Here is a 12573-nt window from a genome sequence, read left to right on the forward strand (position 1 = left end):
ACAATTATATGGGCACAACCAAATATTATAAAATATAACTTAGTTTCCGTTACATTCATGCTCTTTCTAAAACTTTTCCTTCTTTTACAAGTAGCGTACGAGTCGAGACATTACTTGCGAATTCCATGTCGTGAGTAATGACTAGAATGCTCATTCCGTCATTTGCTAATTTTTTCATAATCTCAGCAATTCCGTTCGTTAGTTCAGGATCCAGTGCTGAAGTAGGTTCATCAAAGCAAAGAATTTTTGGCTGTAGTGCACATGCTCTAGCGATTGCTACACGTTGCTGCTGGCCACCAGATAACTCGTTTGGTAATGAATTTGCTTTATCACTAAGACCAACTTGTTTTAATAAATCTATTGCTCTTTTTGTAGCTTCTTCTTTATTCATACCTAGTACAAGAGTAGGGGCTTCAATAATATTTTCAATTACTGTTTTATGTGGGAATAAATTATAGTTTTGAAAAACGAGTCCAACGTTTTTTCTTACTTTTAAAAGATCTTTTTTAGATCTTATCATTTGGCCATCTATTTCAATTGATCCGCCATCGAAGCTTTCTAAACCATTAATACAACGAAGTATTGTCGTTTTACCGGCCCCTGATTGTCCTAGTAGAGTAACGATTTCTCCTTTATTAACTTCAAAAGAGACTTCATTTAATACGGTTTGTTTATTAAACTGTTTTGTTAAGTTATTTACTTTTAACATTTTTAGTCTCTCCTTATTTATAATATGAATATCGATCTTCTAATCGTTTAAATAAATTCGTTAATATTGCTGTTAGTAGTAGATAAATAATACCAACGAAAACAAGAGGCAGTAGTGATGCGCTTGTATTAGATGCGATTTTAGCTACTCGAAGCATATCATCAAGTCCAACTACATATACAAGAGCTGAATCTTTTACTAGCGTAATTACTTCGTTTGAAACAGGAGGTAATACTTTTTTAGTCATTTGAGGCAGAATAATTCTTTTAAAAGTTTGACTGCGACTCAAGCCTAAAACCTCTGCTGCTTCATATTGACCTTTATCAACTGATTGAATACCCGCTCTGAATATTTCTCCAAAATAAGCTGCATAATTAAGTACAAATGCGATAATAACTGTTGTAAAACGGTCAAAGACAATTCCGACTAATGGTAAACCAAAAAAGATAAAGATTAATTGTAAAAGTAGAGGTGTACCACGCATTAATAAAATATAAGAACTAATAATTGATTTGATTGCTGTAATATTCGAAAGTCTTCCAAGTGCAATGATGATTCCAAGTGGAATTGCTAACGCTAGAGTAATTAAGAAAACCTCTAGCGTTACTTTTAATCCATCAAGCATGGAAGGTAATAGAGATGTAATTTGTTCCATGATCGTAAGCTCCTTTTTATTTCAATGTACCGAACCATTTTTTATAAATTTTGTCGTAGGTGCCATCTTTTTTCATAGCACCAATTTCTTTGTTAATTTTTTTAAGTAAAACAGAATCATCTTTTCTAACGCCAATTCCATACTCTTCTTCACCAAAGTTGTCTTCTAAAATTTTGTATTTGTTTTGGCCTCTTTTGTTCATGTAATATCTAGCCAATGTTTCATCCGCTACAACCACATCTACACGTTTTGATTCTAAGTCCATTAAAGCTTGGTTGTTATTTTCATATAATACAGGTTTACTACCGTTAAATGATTTTACTAAGTTTTTATCTTTATTAACTGCATCTAAAGAACTTGATCCTTCTTGAATCCCAACATTTTTACCTTTTAGATCTGATTTTGTTTTTATTTTTGAATTTGCTAGAGTGATAATAACTTGTCTATTTTTTAAATATGCATCTGAAAAATTTACTTTTTTCTTACGCTCGTCTGTAATTGAATAGCCGTTCCAAATTGCATCAATATTTCCTGATTTTAATTCAGTCTCTTTCATTGACCAATCAATTGGTTGGAAAGTTACTTTCATATCTTCACGTTTAAATACTTCTTTTGCTAAATCAATATCAAAACCTACAACCTTACCTTTATCATCTTTAAAACCCATTGGTACAAAAGTATCATCTAATCCAACGACTACTTCGTTTGCATTTCGTTTTTCTTTTCCACAACCAGTTACAACTAATATTGAAATCATACAAATGATAATTGCTGACATTAATTTTTTATTCATTTTACTCTCTCCCTTAAAATATTTTTGGAAAAACAAAAAACTCCCGTCCTCTAGCTATATGAAATAGCTAGAGGACGGGAGTATTACTCACGTGGTTCCACCTCTATTTTATTGATACCTCACGATACCAACCTCTTCAAGTGCAGCAATTAAGCTATACTCTAGCACGATAACGGGTGCAGGGAATCCGGAAACAGTCTACTACCAAAAAGGGTTCGGTGCTCAGCTCAGAGATGTGTTCAAAATATCGTCTTATGCCCCTCGCACCAACCGGGAACTCTCTGTTTAAGAACTTAATACTTTTACTATTTCTCATCAATGCTTTTAAAATTAAATTTTCAAATATGTTCAATACTGCAGTTTTTATAAAATCAAACTAGTTTGTTTTGCGATGAACAAATAATATTACAGATTACAAACAACTGTCAACAAATTTTATTTATAAAAACTTTGATTTTGTCAAAATTTGGGTAGGGAATTTCTCGGGAAATATGGAAAATTGTCGATTGAATGCTGATAAAACTGATTGGGATTGTTAAATATTATCAATTCACAAAAATAACATATACTATATAAATTTACGATTAAAAAATATGATAAATTATCATTAAGAACGAGTGCGCCAACACTCGTTCTAGGTAACTAAATAAGCCGAGATGGTTTTATCTGTGAAATTCAAAGAAGTAACCCATGCCACGTCAAAGCATAGGGGCTATTTCTTTTTTGTTGCGTTGATAATACTAACCACCAATTGGATCAATGCAACGACAAAGGTCATTGCGATGATAATTTATTTATATTAACAAAAAATTCATGTGCTCAAAGTATATCTAAAAAATCGTATGATTTAATAAACATATATTAGAAAAGAACGAGTGCAGTAATACTCGTTCTAGGCAACTAAATAAGCCGAGATGGTTTTATCTATTAAAGTTTTTCTAAGAAGTAGCCCATGCCGAGCGAAGCATAGGGGCTATTTCTTTTTTGTTGCGTTGATCATACTAACTACCAATTGGATCAATGCAACGACAAAGGTCATTGCGATGATAATTTCTTTATATTTAACAAAAAATTCATGCGCTCAAAGTATATCTAAAGAATCGTATGATATAATAAACATATATTAAAAAGAACGAGTGCTTTAACACTCGTTCTAGGTAATTGAATAAGCTGAGATGGTTTTATCTAGTTATATCATAAGAAGTAGCCCATGCCAGGCCAAAGCATAGGGGCTATTTCTTTTTTGTTGCGTTAATAATACTAACTACTAATTGAATCAATGCAACGACAAAAGTCATTGCTATGAAGATTAGAGTAAGTATTTCAAGTGTTTGCATTGGCATCACCACCTTTCTACAAAAATGCGTAGAAAAGAAGATAAAACCAATTCCCCTATGCTATTCAATTGCCTAGTTTTATTATAATAAAATAATTATGAGTAAATTGAAGTTATAATTATAAAATTTAAACAATTTCATGAAGTTTTAGAATGATTACAATTCTGTTCGGTTGGTAAAAATTGAACAGAGTGTGGAAATATTAATATCTTAAAAATTATTGTATGATAGTATTATAGTTTTTTTAGAGCGAAAAATATGGATATAGATAATGTAAAGTAGGAGAGTAGAATGAGAAAATTTAAGAAAGTTTATATAGAAATTACAAATATATGTAATTTGAAGTGTAATTTTTGTCCGAGCCCAACCTTGGAGAGACCGTTGAAGTTTTTGGACGAGAAAGCATTTACTCATGTTATCAATTCGGTTAAACCTTATACGGATCATATTTATTTTCATTTGATGGGTGAGCCATTTTTAAATACAAAGCTCGGTAGATTTTTGGATATTAGTCATGAGAATGGTTTGAAGGTTAACATAACAACGAATGGTACGTTAATTAATAAAGTAAAGGATTTATTAATTGAATCCAAAGGTTTAAGACAAATCAATTTTTCACTTCATAGTTTTGAGGCGAATGATTTAACGAAGGATTTGCACGATTACGTTGAAAATATTATGAACTTCATTAATGAAGCGAATGAAAAAAGTGATATGATTTGTGCAATTAGGCTTTGGAATATGGATAGTGAAGAGTTAAGAGCAAGTAACTCACTGAATATTGATATTTTAAATTTACTTGAGGAAAAACTGAACTTAGATTTTTCTTTAAGTGAAAGACTTCAGGAAACACATAATATTAAACTGCGCGATAAAATTTATTTAAATATGGCAGAAAAGTTTCAGTGGCCAGACATGGGTAATGATATCATCGATGAAAATGTATTCTGCTATGGTTTAAGGGATCAGATCGGTGTATTAGTTGATGGAACAGTAGTACCATGTTGTTTAGATAGCGAAGGGAAGATTCCGTTAGGGAATATTTATGAGACATCATTAGAAGATATTTTAAATTCTGAGCGTGCAAGAGCAATTTATGATGGTTTCTCAAGACGATGTGCAGTGGAAGAATTATGCAAAAGATGCGGTTATGCAAAACGACATAAAAAGTAATTTTTGGTAAAAAGCGCTTTCTTTTTAAAAGAAAGTGCTTTCTTATTTAAAAGTAAAAAAAAGCTATATTAATCCCCAAAATTTTATAGTAGTATAGTTTAGTCTGTTTAAAATTTTAGGAGGATTTACATCAATGAAAGACGTACAACAAATTAAAATTACTACTGCAGATCCATCTGCAATTGGTTTATTCGGTTTAGCGATGGTAACGCTTGTTGCCTCAACACAAAAATTAGGGATTACTGATGGTGTTTCATTAATATTACCTTGGGCGATATTTTTAGGTGCTATTGCACAATTATTTGCGAGTATCCAGGATTTTAAACATAATAATGTTTTTGGAGCAACAGCATTTGGGGCATATGCTTTCTTTTGGTTAGCTGTTGGTACTACTTGGTTAATCCAATTAGGTGTTTTTGGAGAAGCATTAATGAAAGCTGCTGATGTTAAACAACTTGGTTTTGCTTTTGTAGGATATTTAATCTTTTCAATTTTTATGACAATCGGTGCAGTGGAAACTCATAAGGTATTATTTACTATTTTTGTTTTAATTGATTGTTTATTTATTGGATTATCATTAAGCACATTAGGCTTTATGGAAGAAGCTACACATACTTTTGCAGCATATAGTGAATTAGGAATAGCAATTATGTCATTTTATGGATCGGCTGCAGCTGTATTAAATAGTCACTTTGGAAGAGAATTCTTACCTGTAGGGAAACCATTTGGGATTTTTAAAGCGAAATAATAATTCAGTCTTAAAATTAACTTTTTGGACTATGTCTATACACAAAAACCTTTACCATTGGAGTAAGGGTTTTTTTTATAAATATTTGTATTGTTTAATCGGAAATGACAGATGATAATATCGTGCTTTTAATAAGGTAAAGAATGAAAGGTGGAAATTCGTTTGACGACACTATTGTATATCACAGCACATCCTCACGATAAGTCTACTTCATACAGTATGGCAGTTGGTGATGCATTTATCGAGAGTTATAAAGCTGCACATCCTAATGACCAAGTAGTACATATTGACCTTTATAATGAAACGATACCTCATATTGATGCTGAAGTATTTGCAGGTTGGGGGAAACTTCAATCTGGAGGGTCTTTTGATACACTTTCTTCAGGCGAGCAATCAAAAGTAGGAAGATTAAATGAGATTGTAACTCAATTTGCTGAAGCAGATAAATATGTATTTGTAACACCATTATGGAACTTTTTATTCCCTCCAATTATGAAAAACTATATTGATGCGATTTGCGTTGCTGGTAAAACTTTCAAATATACTTCTAATGGTCCTCAAGGATTATTAGGTGGTAAAAAAGCATTGCATATCCAGGCACGTGGTGGGGTTTATTCAGAAGGTCCAGCTGCAGGCCTTGAAATGGGACATCGCTATATTGGCGTGATAATGGGCTTCTTAGGTGTTCAAGATTTTAATGGAATTTTTGTAGAAGGTCAAAATCAATTCCCAGACCGAGCACAAGAAATTAAAGAACAAGCAATTCAAAAAGCTAAGGAAACTGCAAAAGATTTTTAATTTACAACAAAAAAACTCACACTTTTGTGAGTTTTTTTATTGTGGAAAATAGTAGTTTAAGGTTTTTCTTTACTCATTTTCACATTGCCAAATCGGTAAATAAATCCGGAATATGGATCCTTCGTTTTCCTTACTACTTACTTTAATCTTGCCTTTAAATTTTTCAATTATATTAAAGCAGACGGTTAATCCAATCCCTGTGCCTCTTTCTTTTAGTGAGTAGAAAGGAGTGCCTAGCTTTTCAATTGTTTCTTGGGACATTCCAATTCCTGTGTCTATGATTTCAATAAGTGCATATTCATTTTCTTGTAATAGATTGATTGTTATAAATCCTGCATCGTGCATTGATTCGATTGCGTTTTTCATCAAGTTAACGAGAACTTGTTTAAATTCAATCGGATTTATTTTTGTATAAAGTATTTGATTTAAGTTTAAATGGAAACCGATGCTTTGACTATTTGCCATCGAGGCAAGCAAATCAGTTACATTCATTATTTCTTTATTTACCTCTACGACTTGTAGCGTTTCAGTTTGGGGCTTTGCTAGTGATAAATAGTCATTAATAATGATTTGAGCGTATTCTAATTCTTTTAGCATTGCATCGACATAGTATTTTTCGTCTGGGTTCATTGTTTTTGATTTTTGAAAAAGTTGTGCAAAACCTTTTACGACAGTAATTGGATTACGAATTTCATGTGCGATCGTTGCAGCTAGTTGACCAATCGAATTTAATTGTTTCGCGTGTTGTATTTCCTTGTGATTGGCTTCTAAAGCTATAACCTTCGTCTCAGTTTGTAAAAATACAAATAAGAGTATTAATTGAATCGATAGGAATTCTAATATATTGCCGACAGGGTCTAATGCTATATAAGAATATTTTTCTTTTAGATTAGTGAACGAGATTAGTAATACAAAAGTAGGTCCAATTAGTATATTTAATGCCCAGCCGATATAAAATGCTATGCGATTATATAAAAAGATCGTAAATATTGGGATGATTGCTACAAAACTATACATTGTTGATGTGTCAGGGTATGTCCAAAATTTAATATACACATATAGCGAAGAAATGGTCGTAAATAATACTTTTGAAAATGTGTTATCTTTTTTAACAAAATTGAATAAAGCAAAAATAACAATGAACATTAAGATTACTTGAGTAATAAGTTCAATTGGATGATCCTTAAAAGTTAAAGGAGAGAGTGTAATTCCTACTAGCAATAAGGAAGTGAGTGAAGCCATAAAAAAAATATAAATTCGACGGCTCCTTTTGTTGTAGTACTCTGTATTTTTCATGCTTCAATCTCCGTTCTGAAAAGAAACTTTCAATAATATTTTACACTTTTCAGAAAACTATTTATAGATAAATTATGACAAAATTAATATAAAAGAGACCAAAAAGTATATTTTTTTGGTCTCTTCAAAATGTAGACAAAGTCCTTGAGTTTCAGACTGATTGCAAGCGCTTGTCTTTTAAGGCGCGAAGCCTGGTTAGGAGCGAAAGTTACCCTAGACGATAATGAGCACCCGAGCGGGCAGTCGAAGCAACGAAGAAAGCGAGCGTTTGGCGGGCAGTCTGAATTAATCAGAAAATGAAACAGTGATCGTTACAATCTCAGAAGGGTTACCTGTTCTAATTGGAGGTCCCCAAGTTCCAAATCCTGATGAAACGACAAAGTGTGAACGTTCTTTTTGTAAATAGCCCCAATCAACTTCATAAAGTCGACGGGTAATTAAGTGATTTGGCATAAACTGGCCGCGATGTGTATGTCCGGACACTTGTAAATCTACGCCTAATTGAGTTGGAATTTCTAAATGATAGGGCTGATGATCAAGTAAGATAATTGGTTTTGTATGATCGATTCCTTCAAGTAGTTCATGTAAATCTAAGCGCTTTTTACTTGCAAGGTCTTTACGACCAACGATATAGAAATTGTGATCAACTAGTTCTTTCTCATCTAATAAAATATGGATACCAGCATCCTTTAAATGCCGGGCAAGTAAATCTAAATGTCCACCGTAATAATCATGATTACCAGGGACTGCATATATACCAATCTTTGGCTTTAACTTTTTCAACGTTTGAATCATATTTTCCTCAACAAATGGAGTAATATCTTCATCAATAATATCTCCAGCAATTAAGACTAAATCAGGAGCAAGCCTATTAATCTTTTCAACAAGAAACTCTAATCTTTTATTCGTGACTAATGTGCTTAAATGTAAATCCGAAACTAGTACAATTGCTAGTTCTTTATACTTTTCATTTGGTTTATCAACATTGATGTCATAATGAACAATCTGTGTTTCTAGTGCACTTTTTCTACCTTTTATAATGAGGTTTGCGACACATAATATGACAATTGTTCCAAGTATCACAGTAATGCTTCTTGTTTTGAAAGATGTAAATTCTCTTAAAATCAGTCCAATTAAATCAGCAACGACGACAAAGAAAATTAAATAATAAAAGATGGCTAACCAGTATGCTCCAATTTTATGGATTGGTTTAAAGAATGAAGTAGGAAGCTTACTCTTTAAAACTCTTGAAAGAATGTACGCAAAAGTTATTAACAGAAATACGATCCAATAGATTATTTTTATTGTTGGATTTGCCCATTTACTTAGCAAAGCATTAATATAAATCCATCCATTAAGACCTATGTAAAAATTAATTAGGAAAAAGAAAATCATAACCAAAATAATATTTAATACGATTCTTTTATTCATATTTATCCCTTTCATACGATAGTGGTAAGGTACTACTAGTATAAATGTTTAAACTTATAAACGCACCTATTTCACTTTCTATAAATTGAAAAATAGCATAAAAATATTAATCGACAGAATTTGAAAAATTGTGTGAGTTAATAGGGTAAAATAAAGGATTTTTGGAAGTTTTGTCGTATTATATTTATGTTAAATATATTTCGAAAATTTCGAATCTAGTGAGGATAAAAACGTGTTAATCGAAAAACTTTTGCTACATGTTTTAATCATATTAAGTCCAATATTAATATACAGTATTATTTATGAAAGGCATGGCTATAAAGATAAAATTTATCTTTTTGGCATGTTTCAGGCTGTAGCAGGTTTTTTTTGCATGGCCTTTCCATATCCAGCATATGGGTTATTTTGGGATTTAAGATATATACCACTAACGATTGCGTTTCTTTATTGCGGTTATCGCTGGGGAATCGTGACTTTTTTAGCAATCTTATTAGCTAGAATAATTTTAGGTGGTGACGCTATCATATTTGGTATGATCAGTATTACCTTATCCTCACTAGGGTCTTTAATTTTATTTAAATGGTTTTGGACATTTAAGCCTAAACAGAGAATACTTGCAACAGCTCTTATTAGTTTATGGCCTGCTTTAGTTCAACTAGGAATCTTATTTACTTTTTTATTCGTAAATAAGATTAGTTTTAAAAGCGATTACAGACTATTTGGGTTAGTTCTTATCTTCATTGTAATAGAGTTAGTCGCAATTACTTTAGGAGCAAAACTAATTGAAACACTAATTGAAAATAAAATACTGCATAAAGAAATCCAAAGAGCTGAGAAACTTAATACGTTAAGTGAAATGGCAGCTTCTATTGCTCATGAAGTTAGGAATCCACTTACAGTTGTTAAAGGTTTCCTACAATTAATGCAAGAAAGCAAAGACAATCAGTCTATGGAATATTTACCGTTAGTATTGGGTGAATTAGGTAGAGCAGAAGGAATCATTAATGATTATTTAAACTTTGCCAAACCACAATTTGAAAAAGTAGAAACGTTCAATTTAAAGCAATGCGTTTCAGATGTAGTCACCTTATTAGTTCCTTTAGCATTAAAGCAAAATGTTAAATTAAAAGGCGATACAGAAGTCGAAACATTTATAAATACAGATAAAAATCAATTTAAACAAGCACTAATAAACCTAATTAAAAACGCAATTGAGGCAACTAGCTCGGGGGGATTTGTACATACGAAGCTACACGAAGAAAAAGATAAAACGGTCATTACGATTAGAGATAATGGAAAAGGGATGACGAAAGAACAGCTTTCACGTATTGGTACTCTATTCTATTCAACTAAAGAAAAGGGAACTGGCGTAGGAACAACAGTTTCTGTTCGAATCATAGAAGCAATGAATGGAACAATCACCTTCGAGAGTAGCGTTGATGAAGGAACAAAAGTAACAATTAAACTACCAAAAGTTGAGCCTAAAGATCATGAAGTGAGTGGATAATTGATTTTATATTTTAAATGGTTACACGATTGGTTGCACTTTAATGGGAAATGTAAAAACGCTTAGAATTTAGACTAAGCGTTTCTATAAATATAAGTAGTCTCCATAATATTATTTCTTTCTAGCAAACCAAACCGTCCAACAGTCTTTTTCAATAATAGTAGATTGATGCTGAAGCTTATTATCGATGAATTTTACTAATTGATTTAGCTCTTCATCAGTGAGTTCATGAAGAATTGATCGACCTGTTCTAAGTAATAAATCGCTCCGAAGTGATTCTAAGTCAGTATAGATGCGTCTTGTTTCCCAAAGTTTTACTGTGTTTTCTATATGAAAGCCAGCTGATTCTAAAGCTGAGTGCATTTCTTGTGTATCATATCTTCTTGATATTTCTTTCTTTTTCAATTTTGGGTAAAGCTCAAAAAAATAACCTCGTATATGGTTTTCGTCTCCAGAAAGTAAACAATCTTCTGGCGTACGATCTTGTACGATTAATATTCCGTTCTTTTTTAGTAAACGATTTGCCTCATTGAAACAGGCATTTAAATTATCTAAATGATGGACTAAAGCTCTTTCCAAAACTACATCATAATTTGAAGATTGAAGTTTAGTATGATATGCATCTCCTTTACTAAAGGAAATATTACTGTAGTCTTTGCAATTTTCAGCAGCACCTTTAAGCATTTCCTCTGAAAAATCTACTGCCGTAACGTGGTTTACTTTTAACTTAGTGAAAGCTTTCGAATAAATCCCTCCACCGCAACCTATATCAACTGCGTCTTTTCCATACAAATCAATCTTATCCCTCATTAATTGAATCCATGATTGATCGGCCTCTCTAGTTGTATAAGTCTTATTATTTTGTGCATCGTGAAAGTTGATGGCCATTTGATTACCTCCCTAAATTTGATTCAGGTGCTTTTATTTACTAGTATAGACGATGATATTACACTGAATAATATCAATAAGTTATTGGCATTAATAAGATATTTTTATTAAGTAAAGCGTTAGATAAAAAGGAATGGTGAAAATGGAAGGTACTATAGAAAGATTTGAAAGCTTAAGAACTGAACTAATCAATCACTATGAAGCATCAAAAGGAAGTATCTTTGGACATAAAGGATTGAAAATACAAGGTAAAGTTTTTGTATTCTATAATGAACCTAATATTGTTGTAAAGTTAAAGCCAGAAGATGTTGCAACAGCTTTAAAATTAAATGGAGCAAAAAACTTTGACCCAATGGGTGGGAAGCCTATGAGAGAATGGGTTGAAATTCCATACGGGGATCAACAGTGGTTTGATTATGCAATAAAAGGTATGACATACGTTAAAAGTTTACTAAAAAATTAATAACTAAAAAATTTGTTTTTATAAGCCACGGATGGAAGTTTAATTATTCTATGGCTTTTATGTTAAGGGAGAATGATATAAGTGAACAATCGTAAAGTAGCAGTTTCTTGGAGTGGTGGGAAGGATTGTTGTTTAGCATTAGATTTACTAATTAAAAATAAATTTGAAGTGGCATGTCTAGTTTCAATGGTATCGAAAAAGGATGAAAGGAATCATGCGCACGGAACTCCGCTTAATTTCTTACAAATGCAAGCTGATGCAATTGGAATTCCTCTTGTCATGATTGACTCAGCAGGAAAATACGAGGAGTCAATGATTAATGGGCTAAAATCAATAAAAGAGCAATTTGACCTTTCTGCAATTGCATTTGGTACTCTGTATGTCGAGGAAGATCGACAATGGAATGAACTAGTTGCAACTAAGGTGGGACTTGAACCGATTTTCCCTGTGTGGATTAAGAAAAGTGAAACTACTAATTTACTAGATCAATGGCTTGAGACTGGATATAATGCAATTATTTGTAGGGCGAAAGAGAATATTTTTAATTCTACGATTGTAGGTAAGAGCCTAAATAAAGATTTAAAACAACTATTCATTAGCAAAGAAATCTGTTTAATGGGCGAGAGCGGAGAATATCATACGTTTGTAATTGATGGCCCATTATTCAAAGAACGCTTAAATATAGTAGATGCAGATACTATTTTAAATAGTGGATTATGGTCTTTAAATATTAAGGAAATACAAACAACTATTAAATAGATTTCTACTGAATTTT

At 32.0% G+C, this 12573-nt stretch carries 13 protein-coding genes and 1 other annotated feature; of the genes, 6 read left to right on the plus strand and 7 right to left on the minus strand.

Annotated features, from left to right (window positions below; translation table 11 throughout):
• Positions 1-55: 55 nt before the first annotated feature.
• The 4 genes from CN946_RS19840 to CN946_RS24130 all read right to left on the minus strand — a co-directional run bounded on the left by CN946_RS19840 (position 56) and on the right by CN946_RS24130 (position 3494).
• Entirely contained in the window at positions 56-709 is a 654-nt protein-coding gene (locus CN946_RS19840; RefSeq protein ID WP_098862673.1) for an amino acid ABC transporter ATP-binding protein, read from the minus strand.
• Between the two features lie 13 nt (positions 710-722).
• Entirely contained in the window at positions 723-1364 is a 642-nt protein-coding gene (locus CN946_RS19845) for an amino acid ABC transporter permease (protein WP_098862674.1), read from the minus strand.
• A gap of 16 nt (positions 1365-1380) precedes the next feature.
• A complete protein-coding gene (locus CN946_RS19850; RefSeq protein WP_098862675.1) occupies positions 1381-2157 on the minus strand; it encodes an amino acid ABC transporter substrate-binding protein in 777 nt (258 codons plus the stop codon).
• A gap of 67 nt (positions 2158-2224) precedes the next feature.
• Positions 2225-2485, minus strand: a binding site (T-box leader).
• Positions 2486-3389: 904 nt separating this feature from the next.
• Entirely contained in the window at positions 3390-3494 is a 105-nt protein-coding gene (locus CN946_RS24130) for a putative holin-like toxin (RefSeq protein ID WP_483295410.1), read from the minus strand.
• Positions 3495-3785: 291 nt separating this feature from the next.
• Between CN946_RS24130 and CN946_RS19855 the strand changes: the two genes are divergently transcribed.
• The 3 genes from CN946_RS19855 to CN946_RS19865 all read left to right on the plus strand — a co-directional run bounded on the left by CN946_RS19855 (position 3786) and on the right by CN946_RS19865 (position 6213).
• A complete protein-coding gene (locus CN946_RS19855) occupies positions 3786-4667 on the plus strand; it encodes a radical SAM/SPASM domain-containing protein (RefSeq protein ID WP_098862676.1) in 882 nt (293 codons plus the stop codon).
• A 133-nt stretch (positions 4668-4800) separates the two neighbouring features.
• Positions 4801-5415, plus strand: a complete 615-nt coding sequence (locus CN946_RS19860) for an acetate uptake transporter (RefSeq protein WP_098862677.1) — start codon at positions 4801-4803, stop codon at positions 5413-5415.
• Positions 5416-5577: 162 nt separating this feature from the next.
• Positions 5578-6213: an FMN-dependent NADH-azoreductase gene (locus CN946_RS19865; protein ID WP_069032735.1), complete on the plus strand. Its 636-nt coding sequence runs from the start codon at positions 5578-5580 to the stop codon at positions 6211-6213.
• A 69-nt stretch (positions 6214-6282) separates the two neighbouring features.
• Here CN946_RS19865 and CN946_RS19870 read toward each other — a convergent pair whose 3' ends face one another.
• Both CN946_RS19870 and CN946_RS19875 read right to left on the minus strand, forming a co-directional pair.
• Positions 6283-7509: a sensor histidine kinase gene (locus tag CN946_RS19870; protein WP_098862678.1), complete on the minus strand. Its 1227-nt coding sequence runs from the start codon at positions 7507-7509 to the stop codon at positions 6283-6285.
• Positions 7510-7794: 285 nt separating this feature from the next.
• Positions 7795-8940, minus strand: coding sequence for a metallophosphoesterase (locus CN946_RS19875; RefSeq protein WP_176547385.1), 1146 nt, complete (start codon positions 8938-8940; stop codon positions 7795-7797).
• A gap of 232 nt (positions 8941-9172) precedes the next feature.
• Here CN946_RS19875 and CN946_RS19880 point away from each other — a divergent pair, with 232 nt between their 5' ends.
• Positions 9173-10447: an ATP-binding protein gene (locus CN946_RS19880; protein WP_098862680.1), complete on the plus strand. Its 1275-nt coding sequence runs from the start codon at positions 9173-9175 to the stop codon at positions 10445-10447.
• 111 nt (positions 10448-10558) lie between these two features.
• On the opposite strand, the gene CN946_RS19885 is transcribed toward CN946_RS19880, so the two are convergent.
• Positions 10559-11335, minus strand: coding sequence for a class I SAM-dependent methyltransferase (locus tag CN946_RS19885; protein WP_098862681.1), 777 nt, complete (start codon positions 11333-11335; stop codon positions 10559-10561).
• 142 nt (positions 11336-11477) lie between these two features.
• On the opposite strand from CN946_RS19885, the gene CN946_RS19890 reads away from it, so the two are divergent.
• Together CN946_RS19890 and CN946_RS19895 are read left to right on the plus strand one after the other, a co-directional pair.
• Positions 11478-11798, plus strand: a complete 321-nt coding sequence (locus CN946_RS19890) for a hypothetical protein (RefSeq protein ID WP_098862682.1) — start codon at positions 11478-11480, stop codon at positions 11796-11798.
• A gap of 81 nt (positions 11799-11879) precedes the next feature.
• Positions 11880-12557, plus strand: coding sequence for a Dph6-related ATP pyrophosphatase (locus CN946_RS19895; protein WP_098862683.1), 678 nt, complete (start codon positions 11880-11882; stop codon positions 12555-12557).
• Positions 12558-12573 lie beyond the last annotated feature (16 nt).

This window comes from Bacillus sp. AFS053548 (assembly GCF_002575105.1).
Lineage (GTDB): Bacteria > Bacillota > Bacilli > Bacillales > Bacillaceae_G > Gottfriedia.